The organism is Bradyrhizobium sp. SZCCHNS3016 (assembly GCF_032484535.1).
Taxonomy (GTDB): domain Bacteria; phylum Pseudomonadota; class Alphaproteobacteria; order Rhizobiales; family Xanthobacteraceae; genus Bradyrhizobium.
Window position 1 is genome coordinate 189,811 of the sequence record NZ_JAUETE010000007.1, and the last position, 14,298, is coordinate 204,108.

General features: G+C 66.3%; 15 protein-coding genes. 12 read left to right on the forward strand and 3 right to left on the reverse strand.

The genetic code is table 11. The features are described from left to right. From QW881_RS15750 to QW881_RS15795, 10 genes are all read left to right on the forward strand, one after another. Complete coding sequence (locus QW881_RS15750) at positions 1–729, forward strand: ATP-binding cassette domain-containing protein (protein WP_315711676.1); 729 nt, start codon at positions 1–3, stop codon at positions 727–729. Continuing rightward, a complete protein-coding gene (locus QW881_RS15755) occupies positions 726–1,427 on the forward strand; it encodes an ABC transporter ATP-binding protein (RefSeq protein ID WP_315756677.1) in 702 nt (233 codons plus the stop codon). Before QW881_RS15750 ends, QW881_RS15755 begins: the two co-directional genes overlap by 4 nt. A gap of 86 nt (positions 1,428–1,513) precedes the next feature. After that, positions 1,514–3,028: an amidase gene (locus QW881_RS15760; protein WP_315780131.1), complete on the forward strand. Its 1,515-nt coding sequence runs from the start codon at positions 1,514–1,516 to the stop codon at positions 3,026–3,028. Further along, positions 3,028–3,330, forward strand: coding sequence for a putative quinol monooxygenase (locus QW881_RS15765; RefSeq protein ID WP_316158524.1), 303 nt, complete (start codon positions 3,028–3,030; stop codon positions 3,328–3,330). The genes QW881_RS15760 and QW881_RS15765 overlap by 1 nt, the downstream gene beginning before the upstream one ends. A gap of 257 nt (positions 3,331–3,587) precedes the next feature. Beyond that, on the forward strand, positions 3,588–4,037 hold the full coding sequence (gene ureE, locus QW881_RS15770) for an urease accessory protein UreE (protein ID WP_316158525.1): 450 nt from the start codon (positions 3,588–3,590) through the stop codon (positions 4,035–4,037). Then, positions 4,030–4,707, forward strand: coding sequence for an urease accessory protein UreF (locus tag QW881_RS15775; RefSeq protein ID WP_316158526.1), 678 nt, complete (start codon positions 4,030–4,032; stop codon positions 4,705–4,707). The genes ureE and QW881_RS15775 overlap by 8 nt, the downstream gene beginning before the upstream one ends. Before the next feature lie 11 nt (positions 4,708–4,718). Continuing rightward, the gene (gene ureB, locus QW881_RS15780) at positions 4,719–5,417 is read left to right on the forward strand and encodes an urease subunit beta (RefSeq protein ID WP_315756672.1); all 699 of its coding nucleotides are present in this window, start codon (positions 4,719–4,721) and stop codon (positions 5,415–5,417) included. A 4-nt stretch (positions 5,418–5,421) separates the two neighbouring features. Continuing rightward, the gene (gene ureC, locus QW881_RS15785) at positions 5,422–7,128 is read left to right on the forward strand and encodes an urease subunit alpha (RefSeq protein WP_316158527.1); all 1,707 of its coding nucleotides are present in this window, start codon (positions 5,422–5,424) and stop codon (positions 7,126–7,128) included. Then, a complete protein-coding gene (gene ureG / locus QW881_RS15790; RefSeq protein ID WP_315756670.1) occupies positions 7,125–7,769 on the forward strand; it encodes an urease accessory protein UreG in 645 nt (214 codons plus the stop codon). The genes ureC and ureG overlap by 4 nt, the downstream gene beginning before the upstream one ends. Beyond that, positions 7,766–8,626, forward strand: coding sequence for an urease accessory protein UreD (locus QW881_RS15795; protein WP_315756669.1), 861 nt, complete (start codon positions 7,766–7,768; stop codon positions 8,624–8,626). Before ureG ends, QW881_RS15795 begins: the two co-directional genes overlap by 4 nt. 3 nt (positions 8,627–8,629) lie before the next feature. On the opposite strand, the gene xth is transcribed toward QW881_RS15795, so the two are convergent. From xth to styA, 3 genes are all read right to left on the reverse strand, one after another. After that, a complete protein-coding gene (gene xth / locus QW881_RS15800) occupies positions 8,630–9,421 on the reverse strand; it encodes an exodeoxyribonuclease III (RefSeq protein WP_315756668.1) in 792 nt (263 codons plus the stop codon). A gap of 430 nt (positions 9,422–9,851) precedes the next feature. Then, complete coding sequence (locus QW881_RS15805; protein WP_315756667.1) at positions 9,852–10,379, reverse strand: flavin reductase family protein; 528 nt, start codon at positions 10,377–10,379, stop codon at positions 9,852–9,854. A 16-nt stretch (positions 10,380–10,395) separates the two neighbouring features. Then, entirely contained in the window at positions 10,396–11,643 is a 1,248-nt protein-coding gene (gene styA, locus QW881_RS15810) for a styrene monooxygenase subunit StyA (RefSeq protein WP_315756666.1), read from the reverse strand. A gap of 95 nt (positions 11,644–11,738) precedes the next feature. Between styA and QW881_RS15815 the strand changes: the two genes are divergently transcribed. Together QW881_RS15815 and QW881_RS15820 are read left to right on the forward strand one after the other, a co-directional pair. Continuing rightward, positions 11,739–12,644, forward strand: a complete 906-nt coding sequence (locus tag QW881_RS15815) for a LysR family transcriptional regulator (RefSeq protein WP_315756665.1) — start codon at positions 11,739–11,741, stop codon at positions 12,642–12,644. A 267-nt stretch (positions 12,645–12,911) separates the two neighbouring features. Next, a complete protein-coding gene (locus QW881_RS15820; protein WP_315756664.1) occupies positions 12,912–13,652 on the forward strand; it encodes a metallophosphoesterase family protein in 741 nt (246 codons plus the stop codon). Positions 13,653–14,298 lie beyond the last annotated feature (646 nt).

A 14,298-nucleotide genomic window follows, 5' to 3' on the forward strand; every position in this document is an offset into this window, starting at 1 on the left:
ATGGCGGACCTGGTTCCTCTGCTCAAGGCCGAGCACCTGACGATGCGCTTCGGCGGCGTGGTCGCCAATGACGACATCACCTTCACGCTTCAGGAGATGGAGCTGCGCTGCCTGATCGGCCCGAACGGCGCCGGCAAGAGCACGTTCTTCAAGACGCTGACCGGACAACTGGTGCCGACTTCGGGCAGCATCGCATTCCGCGGCATGCCGATCGCGGGCAAGCTGTCGCACGAGATCGCGCGGATGGGCATCGGCATCAAGACCCAGGTCCCGAATGTGTTCAACGGCCTGTCGGTGCGCGAGAACATCTGGATGGCGGTGCGCCGCAAGGCGACGCCGCGCCAGCAGGGTCCGGCGGTCAATGCCGTGCTCGAGATGATCCGGCTGACCGACTACGCCGACAGCATCGTCGCCACCCTGTCGCACGGCCAGCGGCAATGGGTCGAGATCGGCATGGTGCTCGCCGCCGAGCCGGAGCTGATCCTGCTCGACGAGCCCGCCGCGGGGATGACCGACGAGGAGACCTTCCACACCGCTGCGATCATCCGCGAGATCAACCAGACCCGCGCCATTGTCGTGGTCGAGCACGACATGGAGTTCATCAAGCAGATCGCCAAGCGCGTGACCGTGTTCCACCAGGGCCGCGTGCTGGTCGAGGACACCGTCGACAAGGTGCTCGCCGACCAGCGCGTGCGCGACGTCTATCTCGGCAAGAAGGTGGCCGCATGAGCGTGCTCCTCGAGGTCAAGGGTCTCAAATCCGGGTATGGCCGGATCCCGATCCTGTTCGGCATCGACATGACCGTGGCCGATGGCGAGTATCTCGGAATTCTCGGTCACAACGGCATGGGCAAGACCACCGCGCTGCGCACGCTGATGGGGCATCTGCCGACCACCGACGGCTCGGTCGTGTTCGCGGGCAAGACCATCACGCATCTGAAGCCGCATGAGCGTTCCCGGCTCGGCATCGGCCTTGTGCCCCAGGGCCGCGAGATCTTCCCGGACCTGTCGGTCATGGAAAATCTGCGCATGGGCCTCGCATCCGCGCCCAAGGAAGATCGCGGCGTCATCGATGCCGTGCTGCAGGATTTCCCGCGGCTGGTCCGTCTGCTCGATCGTCGCGGCGGCGCGCTGTCCGGCGGCGAGCAGCAACTGCTGGCGCTGGCGCGCTGCCTCTGCACCAAGCCGAGGCTGATCCTGCTGGACGAACCGACCGAGGGTATCCAGCCCTCGATCATCGAGGAGATCATCGAGACGCTGCTGGCGTTGAAGTCGCGCTGGAAGATGTCTTTGATCGTGGTCGAGCAGAACCTCGAATTCATCACGTCGTTGTCGGACCGCATCCTGCACATCCAGAAGGGGCGTATCACCGAGGAACTCGACCGTGAGACTCTCCTGGCCCGGGAAGGTCAGATGGTCCCGAGCTAGAGCCCGTACCGGCGCGCGAGCGCCGGCCCATTGAACTGACAATTTGCTGTCTCTGCCCAGCTTGTCCTCACAAGAAAGGATGACTCATGTCCATCAAACGCCCGAATGCCGAGGAAGTCGCCGATCTCGCCGCCAGCCTGCACATGAACATGACGGTCGAGGAGGCCGCCGAATATCTGTCGCTGATGGGCGGCATGTTCGATCAGTACGACATCATCGATGAGCTGCCGAACCCGCTGCCGCCGGTGAAATATCCGCGCACGCCCGGCGCCAAGCCGCCGGCGAAGGAGAACAAGTACAACGCCTGGGCGATCAAGACCGAGGTCAAGGGCGCATCGGGCGGCAAGCTCGCAGGCCGCACCGTGGTGCTGAAGGACAACGTCGCGCTCGCCGGCGTGCCGATGATGAACGGCTCGACCACGCTCGAAGGCTTCATTCCCGCCGCCGATGCCACCATCGTCGCCCGCATCCTCGATGCCGGCGGCACCATCGTCGGCAAGGCCGTGTGCGAGCACTTCTGCCTGTCCGGCGGCAGCCACACTTCCAATCCCGCGCCGGTGCACAATCCCTGGAAGATGGGCTATTCGGCCGGCGGCTCGTCCTCGGGTAGCGCCGCGCTGGTGGCGGCCGGCGAGGTCGACATGTCCATCGGCGGCGACCAGGGCGGCTCGATCCGCATCCCCGCGTCCTATTGCGGCATCTACGGCATGAAGGCGACCCACGGTCTCGTGCCCTACACCGGCGTGATGCCGATCGAGTCGACGATCGACCACACGGGACCGATGACCAAGTCGGTTGCCGACAATGCGCTGCTGCTCGAAGTGCTGGCCGGCGCCGACGGGCTCGATCCCAGGCAATATGCGCCGAAGGTCTCCGCCTACACCGAGGCGCTCGGCAAGGGCGTCAAGGGCCTCAAGATCGGCGTGCTCAAGGAGGGCTTCAGCGCGCCGAACATGGAAGAGGGCGTCGTCAGCAAGGTCAAGGCCGGCGCCGAGCGCTTCGCCAAGCTGGGCGCCTCGGTGTCCGAGGTCTCGATCCCCGAGCACATGCATGCGCTGGCGGCGTGGAATCCGATCACGCTCGAAGGCTTCCTGGTGCAGATGATGCTCGGCAACGGCATGGGCTTCAACTGGAAGGGCCTGTATGACGTTGGCCTGCTCGATGCGCATTCCGGTTGGCGCACGCGCGCCGACGATCTGTCGGTGACGTTGAAGCTGACCATGCTGGTCGGGCAGTGGGGCCTCGAGCACTACCGCGGCCGCTACTACGCCAAGTCGCGCAACATCGCGATTCAAGCCAAGGCGGCCTATGATGCGATGTTCGGCTCCTATGATCTCCTGCTGATGCCGACCTTGCCCTGCGTTGCGACGCCGATCCCGGCCAAGGACGCGCCGCTCGCCGAGGTCGTGCAGCGCGCCTTCGAGATGACCGCGACGACCAGCCCGTTCGACGTGACAGGCCATCCGGCGATGACCTTGCCGTGCGGCTTGTCGGACGGCCTGCCGGTCGGCCTGATGCTGATCGGCAAGGACTATGGCGAGTCCACGATCTACCAGGCGGCGAGCGCGTTCGAGGCCGACGGCGACTGGAAGACGTTCTGATGATCACCATCACCGCGGTCATCAGGGCCAAGGAGGGACACGAGGCCACGATGCGCGATGCCCTCGTTGCGGTCGCGGCCCATGTCACGGCCTCCGAGCCGGAGACGATCGGGTTCTTCATCTCGCAGAGCGAGACCGAGCCCGGTCTGTTCACGACCTACGAGCGCTTCGCCGACAAGGCCGCGATGGACCGCCACAACGGCTCCGCTGCGGTGGCGACCTTCTTCGGCATCGCCAAGCCGATCCTCGACGGCGAGGTCATCCTGGTGACCTCGCAGGAGGTCTCGGCGACGCTGCGGTAGTTGGCCGCGAGAGGCGAGTGAACAATCGTCCTTCGAGGCGCCCGCCTGCGGCTGGCTCCTCAGGACGAGGGCGCAGTGGCGGGATGGGCTTGCCGCGAGATCGAGGCATCGCCGTCTCCACCCGTCATTCCGGCGCGATGCGACAGCATCGAACTAGGGTGCGCAATTGCCCACCTGAGAATCTCGAGATTCCGGGTTCAGCCCTGACGGGCTGCCCCGGAATGACGGCGAAGACATCAACGAGAGGAACAAGGCCGATGCTCCGTCTGCACGGCATCATTGGACGCGCCGACGACAAGGCCTATGCCCGGCAGCTCCACACGCTGGAGCACCACGGCTGCATCGAGCTGTTGTTCGTGCCGCCGGAGGATGCCGGCCGCAAGCGCTTCCGGCTGACCACCGATCGCGGCACCGACTGCGCCGTCAGCCTCGATCGCGACGAACAGCTTGTCGACGGCGCGCTGCTGCATCTCGATTCCGATCGCGCGATCATCGCCCGCTTCGGTGAGGAGCAGGTCTGGCGCCTGCGCGCGCGCGATCCGGCCTGTGCGCTGAAGCTCGGCTGGCACGCCGGCAACCTGCACTGGCGCGTCCGCTTCGAAGACGATCATCTGATCGTGCTGCTCGATGCCCCGCTCGACACCTATCGCGCCCGCATACAGCCGCTGCTCGATGCCGGCGAGGTTGTGGAGCGCGATCATGTTTGACCGCGGCGAGGCGCTCGCGCTGCTGCAGCTCGGCGACAGTGCCTTTCCCGCCGGCGGCTTTGCGTTCTCCTGGGGCATCGAAGGCCTCGCGGCCGACGGCCTGCTGTCCGGTCGCGCCGACCTCGACGGCGTTATTGCCGATCACCTCGCGCAGCGCTGGGCCAGCATGGATCGCATCTTGCTGCGCCGCGCCTGGCACGCCGACGACATTGCCGCGATCGCCGCCGTGGATCGCCTTGCCGAGGCAACCACACCGTCGGCCGAGATGCGCGAGGGATCGCGGCGCGCGGGCAGGGCGCTGCTCGGCGTCTGGGTCAAGCTCGCCGGTCCGTTGTCTCAGGCGTACCGTGCCCGCGTTTCAACCGATGCGCGGCTCGGACATCTGCCGGTGGTACAAGCCATCACCGGCCGCGATGCCGGCCTTGGCCTCGACGCGGCCGAACTGGTCTCCGGTTGGACCCTCGTTACCGGCCTCGTCAGCGCTGCCGTGCGGCTCGGCCTGATCGGCCACATCGAGTCGCAGCGCAGCCTCGTGCTTGCCCGCGCACGGCTCGGCGATCTGCTCAACGACACACCCGACGACGACGCCATGCCGTCGAGCTTCACGCCCTTCATCGACATCGCCGTGTCGCGCGGTCCGCTGCGGCACGTGCGCATGTTCACGACCTGAGAGGTTGCGCCATGATGAACCTGTCGCCGACCGAGATGGATCGTCTCGTGATCTTCAACGCCGCGCAGATGGCGCGGCGCAACCGCTTGCTCGGCATCAGGCTCAGCCATCCCGAGGCTGTGGCGTACATCACCGACGAGGTGATGACCGCGGCGCGCCGCAATCTGCCCTACGCGGAGATCCGCGACATGGCGGGACGGCTGCTCACCACCGACGACGTCGAGCCCGGCGTGGCCCAGATGATCCCGATGCTCTATGTCGAGCTGATGTTCGCCGAGGGCACCAAGGTGATGGCGCTGTTCGAGCCGATCCAGCCGGCCGAAGGTGCTCTGCCGGATGAGATCGTGCCCGGCGAGATCATCGAAGGCTCCGGCGACATCGACATGTTCACCGCGCTGCCGGCGGTCACGCTCGACGTCGTCAACACCGGGGATCGCGACATCCAGGTGCGCAGCCACACCCATTTCTTCGAGGTCAATCGCGCGCTGTTGTTCGACCGCGCCGCGGCCTGGGGCATGAAGATCGATCGTCCTGCGGGACTCGGCGTCCGCTTCGAGCCGGGCGTCACCAAGTCGGTGCGGCTGGTGCCGATCACCGGCGACCGGATCGTGCGGGGCCAGGCCGGGCTCGTCAACGGCCCGCTCGATGCGGCCGGCGCGCGCGAAGCCGCGTTGAAGCTCGCGCAGTCGCGCGGCTACCTGGGAGCCTGAGATCATGGCCACACTGACCCGCCGCGCCTATGCCGAGCTCTACGGCCCGACCAAGGGCGATCTCGTCAGGCTCGCCGACACCAGCTTGCTCGCCGAGATCGAGCACGACTACACCACCTACGGTCATGAGCTTTTGGTCGGCGCCGGCAAGAATTTGCGCGACGGCGAGGCCGTCGCCGGCCATCGCACCTGTCAGCACAAGGTGCTCGACGTCGTCATCAAGAACGCCACCATCATCGATGCTGTCGCCGGGATCGTGAAGGCCGACATCGGCATTCGCGACGGTCGCATCGTCGGCATCGGCAAGGCCGGCAACCCCGACGTGATGCCGGACGTGCATCCGGACATGGTGGTGGGACACACCACCGCGCCGATCGCCGGCGGCCCGTTCATCGTCACTGCGGGCGCGATCGAGAGCCACGCGCATCTGATCTCGCCGGAGCAGTCGGATCATGCGCTGGCCGGCGGCACCACGACCCTGGTTGGCAACGGCTCGGGGCCTGTCTTCGACGTCGGCAGCGGCTCGGGGCCGAACTTCGGCCATTTCCTCAAATCGATCGAGTTCTCGCCGCTGAACTACGCGCTGTTCGGCCGTGGCGGCTCCAATCCCGAAGCCGTCGAGGAGGCGGTCGCCGCCGGCGGCATGTCGGTCAAGATCCACGAGGATTTCGGCGCCGCGCCTGACGTGATCGACAAGAGCCTGATCGCCGCCGACCGCAACGATTTCGCCGTCCATCTGCATACCGACTCGATCAACGAATACGGCTTCTGCGAGGACACCATGGCGGCGGTCGATGGCCGCACCATCCACATGTACCACGTCGAGGGCGCCGGCGGCGGCCATGCGCCCGACCTGCTCAAGGTCGTGTCGTGGCCCAACGTCATCCCGTCCTCGACCAATCCGACCAATCCCTACACCTCGTATGGGATGGAGGAGGGCGTGCCGATGACGATGATCTGTCATCAGCTCAACTACAACGCCCCCGAGGACGTCATGTTCGGCGAGGCGCGGGTGCGGGCGCAGTCGATGGCGGCCGAGGACTTCCTGCACGACATGGGCGCGATCTCGATCTTCGGCACGGACACGCAGGGGATGGGCCGGCTCGCCGAGAACGTCGCCAAATGCTGGCAGCTCGCCAGCGTCATGAAGGACCGCATCGGCCGCCTGCCGGAGGAGACGACCGCACGCGCCGACAATGAGCGCATCAAGCGCTACGTCGCCAAGCTCACGATCAACCCGGCGATCGCCGTCGGCATCGATCACGTCGTCGGCTCGATCGAGGTCGGCAAGATGGCCGATCTCGTGCTGTGGCCGCGCGCCTCGTTCGGCCTCAAGCCCTATATGGTGATCAAGAACGGCTTTCCGGTGTGGGCGGCGATGGGCGACGGCAATGGCAGCCTCGGGCTGTCGGAGCCGATGATCCAGAAGCGGATGTGGGGCGCGCTCGGCGCGGCGCCGCAGCGGCTCGGCGTCAACTTCATGTCGAAGCTCGCAGTCGAGGCCGACATTCGCCGCAAGCTCGGGCTGGGACGGGAGACCGTGCAGATCAAGAACGTCCGCCGTTTGCGCAAGACCGACATGATCAGAAACGCGGCGATGCCGCATGTCGAGGTCGATCCGCAGACTTTCGAGGTGCGCGCCGACGGCAAGCTGCTGATGTGCTCGCCGGCCACCACGGTGCCGCTCGCCAGGAGGTTCATGCTGCGATGAGCCGGCTCGCTCTCACGCGCGTCGATCAGCCCATGGCCGCCGCGCGCGTCGGCATCGGCGGCCCCGTCGGCTCCGGCAAGACCGCCCTGGTCGAACGCCTGATCCCGGCTTTGCAGGCGCGCGGCATCGACATCGCGGTCATCACCAACGATCTCGTCACCGCCGAGGATGCCGAGCGCGTCCGCCGCTCCGGCCTGATCGATCCCGAACGAGTCTCGGCGGTCGAGGCCGGCGCCTGTCCGCACACCGTGATCCGCGAGGACCCGACGCTCAACATCGAGGCCGCCGACGAATTGGAGCGGCGCTTTCCCGGCGTCGAGCTGATCCTCTTGGAGAGCGGCGGCGACAATCTCGCCTCGACCTTCTCGCGCGACCTCACGGATTTCTGGATGTTCGTGATCGACGTCGCCGGCGGCGACGACATCCCGCGCAAGCGCGGTCCCGGCGTGGTCCGCGCCGATCTGCTCGTCATCAACAAGGTCGATCTCGCCCCTCATGTCGGCGTCGATCTCGCCCGCATGCAGCGCGAGGCGACGGAGGTGCGCGGCGGCCGGCCCGTGCTCTTGACCAACTGCCGGCGCGGCGAGGGCGTTGAAGCGATCGTCGACCTGCTCGAGCGCGAGGTGCTGTTCCGCACGTGACCGATGGCGTCCCCATAGAGCAGCCGCGGCTTGACCTGAGCTTCGTCCGGCGCGGCGGCCGCACCGTGATCGATCGCCGGTTGTTCGCTTGGCCGTTCGTGTTGACGCGCAGCTTCCATACCGATGCCGAGCGGCCTGATCTCCTCAGCGTGATCCTGCAGACCGGCAGTGGCGCGGTGCATGGCGAGGACCGGCTGACCCAGCGTTTCACGCTCGGGGAAGGCTCCTCAGTCTGTGTCACCACGCAGGGCGCGACATCGGTGCATCGCGCCGAGCCGCGGACGCGGGCCGTCGAGCATGTGGCGCTCAGCGTGGCCGCAGGGGCGAGCCTCGACTATCGGCCTGAGCCGCGCATCCTGTTTCCTGATGCCGCGCTGTGTCAGATCGTCGATCTCGCCTGCGCCACCGATGCCTCAGCGCTCGTGACCGACGCCTTCACGATGCACGATCCGGCGGGGCAGGGCCGCCTGTTCAGGGAGCTCGAGTCGACCGTCATCGTGCGAAGGCCGGGTGGCGCTCCCATTCTGATCGACCGCATGTGGCTGCGTCGTCCTGAGGCTGTCCTGTTCAAGGGCCGCCGGGCCTTCGGCACCGCCGTGCTGGTGCTGGCGGGGCACGATCTCGCCGCAGTGAGCCTGCGGCTGACATCGGCGATCGCGCGCATCGATGGGCTTTACGCCGCAGCGAGCCTTCTCCCCGACGATGCCGGCATCGGCGTGCGGCTCGCGGCCGGCGAGATGCGGCAGCTGCGTTCGGGGTTTGACGAGATCGCGACGGTCTATCGCGAGATGGCGATCACCGCGCCTGCAACGCTCGGGACGGCGTCTGCTGCCGCTCCGATGGCGGGCGCGGCTTGACGCTCATGCCGTCTCCATATCGAAATCGGCCCACACCGGCACGTGGTCGGACGGCTTCTCCCAGGCGCGGACATAACTGTCGATGCCGACCTCGACCAGCCGGTCGCTGGCCTGCGGCGACAGCAGCAGATGATCGATTCGGATCCCCATGTTCTTCTGCCAGGCGCCCGCCTGATAGTCCCAGAACGTGTATTGCCCGGGCGCATCGGTCACCGCGCGCAGCGCGTCCGTCAGCCCCAGGCCGAGCAGCGCCTGGAAGCTCTCGCGCGTCTCGGGCCGGAACAGCGCGTCCTCGACCCAGGCTTCCGGATTGGAGACGTCGGCCGCCGTGGGGATGACGTTGAAGTCGCCTGCGAGGATCAGCGGCTCCTCGGTCTTCAGCCGTTCATGCGCATAGTCACGAAGCCGCGACATCCATTTGAGCTTGTAGGGATATTTTTCCGTGTTCGGCGGATTGCCATTGGGCAGATAGAGGCAGGCGATACGCACCACGCCGTGCTTCAGGCTGACCACGCCTTCCAGGAAGCGCGCATGCACATCCTCTGCATCTCCATCGAGCCCGGACTTGGTCTCGTCGAACGGCAGCTTCGACAACAGCGCCACGCCGTTGAAGGTCTTCTGGCCGTGCGTCACCACGTTGTAGCCGAGCGCCTCGATCTCCAGCCTGGGGAACGCGTCATCGGTGCACTTGATTTCCTGCAGGCAGACGATGTCCGGCGCGCACTCCTTCAGCCAGGTGAGGAGGTGATCGATCCGCTGCCGGACCGAATTGACGTTCCAGGTGGCGATGCGCATGGCCTGAGGTTCCCGGGGGAAGGAGAAACGGCCCCGGTTAGATCAAGCCGCGACCACCCCGGTCAAGGCGAATGGCGTGGGAATCACAGGCTGAACGAGCGCCGCTAGCTGACGACGAGCGCAACTCCTGTGGACCACCGGCCGCAGGGCTGGTGCTTGCGGTGCCGATCCATTTGACGGCGAGGCGGGGTGGGCGGTAAAATTCAGGTTCGATCGTCACGTGGCTGCGCTCCGGTCATTCTGGAGCCGCCACAACGGGGGGCGTCGCCCCCGGACTGATCGGCGGTTGAGCCTCACGACTGTGCCGGACCCGCAGTCTTCAATGTGACGATGTTTGGCTCACTAAGTCGTCCCGGCGAACCGCATCAGACTTCCGTCGACTGGTGGGGTGGGCAAAGGCGCGCAGCGCCGTGCCCACCGGGCCACGCGGTCAAATCGACCATCCCTCGGCCGGATACGCCATCGCATCGCCCGGCAAGATCTCCGCGCCCAGCCCATTGCGAAAGCGGCTGGCGTAGAACGCGAGCGGCAGGCCATCCCGGTGCCTGCACCACCGGACCTCGCCGATGAACAGCGTGTGGTCGGCGATCTCGACAGTGCTGACGACCTCGCAGCCGAACTGCGCGATAGCCTGCGGCAGCAGGAAGAACCCGTCGCGCGCGTCAAGCGCTGGTGCTCCTTGGGCTAGCGGGGTGCCGGCGAAATGCCGGCATATCGCGACAGCGTCGGCGGCGAGCACATTGACCGCATAGCGGCGCGTCTCGCTCACCGCCTGCCACGTCCGGCCGCGCTTCAGCGACACCAGCACCGTCGGAGGCTGCGTCGAGACCGTGGTGAAACTGTTGGCCGTCATGCCGACCGGCGCGCCGTCGTCACCGCTGCTGGTCACCACGGTCACACCGGTCGAGAACCGCGACGCGGCCGCGCGAAAACTGGCCGGGTCCGGCTGATGGCTCATCGGCTTCTCTCCGCCATCACGCTGCAAGCTTTGCTCGGTCATCGATCCAGGCATGAATCCGCCGCTCGCTCGCCAGCCGGTCCCACTGCCGCTCAGGATAGTTGAAATTGTCGGTGAACTCGTCGCAGAGCCCGCGATCCTGCGCCATGGTGAAGATCAGCCGGCCCATCGCCTCCGACGGCGGCTGCAGCATCAGATTGGTCCAGCGCGCTGCGGCAAGCACGCGGTTCTCGCGCGCGCGATCCACCGTCTCGACGAAGCGGTCGTCGAACGCCACCGCCTCGGTGATCGCCTTGCCAAGCTCGAACGCGGCATAGGAGGCCATGTTGGCACCCTGGCCCATCATCGGATCGACCACGGAGTGCACGTCGCCAAGCGCGATCGCGATCTTGCCGTCGTCGAAGCTGACCGAGGAGCGCCGCACGGTCGGCACCACGGCGCCCTGCAAGAGGTCCAGCGGCTGCAGATCGAAGCGGTGCGTGTCGATCCGGTTGTAGGTGTGCGGATGGTGCTTCTCCAGCTTGTCGAGCAGCGTCTGCCGGAAGGCTGAGGGATCGGCGTCGTAGTTGAGCGACACCAGCTCGGCCATGTCGCCGCCGGGAATGTTCTCCATCAGCAGCGCCGTCTTCATGCCGCCGAAGGTGAGCGTCGGGATCACGATCATCTCGCCATGCCCCGGCGAGACCGACAGCGTCACGCCGCGCGGATCGTCGCCGTCGGGGCTGCCGTGGTCGACGCCGTCATAGAGGCCGACGCAGAGCAGGCGCTGCGGCTGATTGTAGGGCGACAGCTCCGGCCGGTGGCTGAACATCCGCCCCAGCGCGCCCTTGCCGGTCGACACCACGAGCAGGTCGAAGCGCGCCACCAGCGCCGGAATGTCGTCGTCCTGAATGCTGGCATATTCGATCGCGCCGCCGCGATCCTCGAAATCCTTCATCAGCGCCGGCAAATAGATCCGATAGTCGACGGCCCGGCTCGGCTGCTTGAACGCGCCGCGGAAGAGCAGGGGGCTGCCCGGAAAATTGAAGAAGTGATCATGGTGGTGATAGACGACATCAGGATCGTCCCAATGGTTCACGCCGAGCTCGTTCTCGCGTGCCACCGTGACGCCGTGGTGCGCCACCGTGTTCATCAGCCGCGTTGCAGCATACTGCTCGGGCTCGCGGTCGGTCAGGACCGTCGCCCGGACGCCATGCTTTTGCAGATTGAGCGCGAGATGCAGCCCGCCGATGCCGGCTCCGACAATGCCAATCGACTTCTCCATGGTCTCCCTCCGTTTGATTTTTTTAGAGGCTAGACCAGGCCGCCTCCTGACGTATACGGAATGAGGAGAATAAAACTCATTCCGGGGAGGAATGGATGGACCGGATCGACGCGCTGCAGACCTTCATCCGCGTCATGGAGGCCGGCAGCTTCACCCAGGCCGCGGCCGATCTCGGCTTGGGACAACCGGCGATCACCAAGCGCATCGCGCTCTTGGAGGAGCAGTTCGGCTGCCGCCTGTTCGTCCGCACCACGCGCAAGCTGCGTCCGACCGCGGAGGCCGATCGCGTCCTCAAGCTCGCCAAGGACATCGTCACCTTGTTCGAGAGCGCCGGCGTGCCGTCGCCGCGCCGCGTCGGCGCTCCCTCCGGGACCTTGCGGATGACGGTGCCGACCTCGTTCGGCCGCTTCTTCTTCGCCGACATCTTCGCCGAGTACGGCCGACGCTATCCCGAGGTGCGGCTCGACATCCGCTTCACCGAGCAGTTCGTCGACCTCGTCGAGACCGGCACCGAGCTCGCCGTCCGCATTGGCGTGCTCAGCTCGAGCTCGCTGGTCGCGCGGCGCGTCGGCACCGTGAAGCGGCTACTGGTCGCGGCGCCCACGCTGCTCGCCCGGCACCGTCAGCCGCGGCTGCCGAACGATCTGCGCGAGCTCCCCTGCGTGACCTATTCGCGGTTGTCGCCAAAGAACGAATGGAGCTTCGAATCCGAGACCGGCCGCCACGTCGTCGGCATCACGCCATCGCTCACGTGCGACGACGCCGACATCATGACCCTGGCCGCGCTCGAAGGTCTCGGTGCTGCCGTGCTGCCGGACTGGTGCGCGGTGGAGCATATCGCGTCGGGCAAGCTGATCCATCTGCTGCCCGACTACGACGTCCCGTCGCTGCCGCTGCACGTCGTCTATCCCGATCCGCAATGGATGTCGCATAGGGCGCGTCTGTTTCGCGACCTGATCATCGAGCGCGCCGATGTGTTCGCGATCAATGCGCCGCAATGAGAGAATCGTAGGGTGGGCAAAGGCGCACAGCGACGCGCCAGCGTCGCGAGCACCGTGCCCACCGTTCCACAACATGATCGCGATGGTGGGCACGCGCCGCCTTCGGCGCCGCTTTGCCCACCCTACGTTTGCGCCGTCATTGCGAGCGAAGCGAAGTAATCCAGAGTTCCTGGGTCGCCCTGGGTTGCTTCGCTTCGCTCGCAATGACGATCATGCTATGGCTCTGTCTCAAGTGATCACTACGAATTGCGACGCGAGGAAACGACAATGCGACTGGCCGTGATTTCCGATGTGCATGGCAATCTTCCGGCACTGGAGGCCGTGCTCACCGACATCGCGACCCGCAGCGTCGATGCCACCGTCAATCTCGGCGACTGCGTCACGAGCCCGCTATGGCCGCAGGAAACCTTCGAGCTGCTGCAGTCGCTGGCGCTGCCGACGGTGCGCGGCAATCATGACCGCTGGATCGAGGAATGGCCGGAGGAGAAGCTGTCGCCGGCCGGCCGCTTCGCGCGTGCGGCGCTCACGCCTGAGCAGCGACGCCAGTTGCATGCCTTGCCGGTGCGGATCGCGTTGGAGCAGGGCATTCTTGCCGTGCACGGCACGCCGGATGACGACAGCACCTGCCTCCTCGAAGAGATGCTCGACGACGGCCGTTACGTGCCAGCGCGTCGCGACGTGCTGGCCGCGCGTCTCGTCAATCTCAGCGGCGCCACGCTCGTGCTGTGCGGCCACAGCCATCGGCAGGCGGTGGTGCAGGTGCCGCGCGGGCCCCTGGTCGTCAATCCCGGCAGCGTCGGCTGCCCCGTATTCGGCGACATCCCCGTCGCTGCCCAGCTCGAATATCGCTCGCCGCACGCGCGCTATGCCGTTCTGACGGAGCGGCGCGGACATTGGCAGGCGGAGTTGTTCGCGCTCACCTACGACTGGGATCGCGCCGCGGCGCGCGCCATGGAGAACGGGTTTCCGCGTTGGGCCAGCGCCTACGCATCCGGCGCGGTGATCTGAGCGATTGGTCAGAGCGCGGCGCGACATTGCGCCGTCGCGGGTGCCCGTCGGGCAAATCAGTGGCGCGGCCTTGTGTATTTTCCGAGCGTCAGCCGGTGCGGCCGGCGTCGAATCCGTCTGCGCGCAGAAAGGATTTTCGTCAGTCGCTTCAAGCTGATTTGCCCTGTCCAGTCCCGCGTCGAAAAATTTCGTTGTTTCTTTTTATCAGAAATCATGCTTCGTTCAGGTCGTCCCGCCCCGGTACGAGGGGCGTATCGCGATCGTCACGACACGCGGGGCGGGATGCGACGGGCGCTGTGGACTGCAGCATGGCTGATGCCGTGCGGACGAACAGTCCTGGCGCACGCCGAAATCGCATGGTCCTGGTCTCCCGATGCTGAGGCCAAGCCGGTGGGGACGATGATCCGCCGGTCACGGGGGCAATCAAGCCGGTCCCCGGGGAGAGTGCGTATAAGGCGTAGAGCCGTTGCGCAGGGAATGCCGGTTGACCGGCTGGACCTGTGGTGACTGCCGCCTGCTTTTTTTCTGCAGGCGGGCCATGGGTTGCGGCCAGCACCCGGCATTCCCTGCGCCCTCGACCTCAACGAGGGTGAAATCGACGATCATGACTCGGGCATATCGTGCCGCGAGAACGACGAGTTGCATC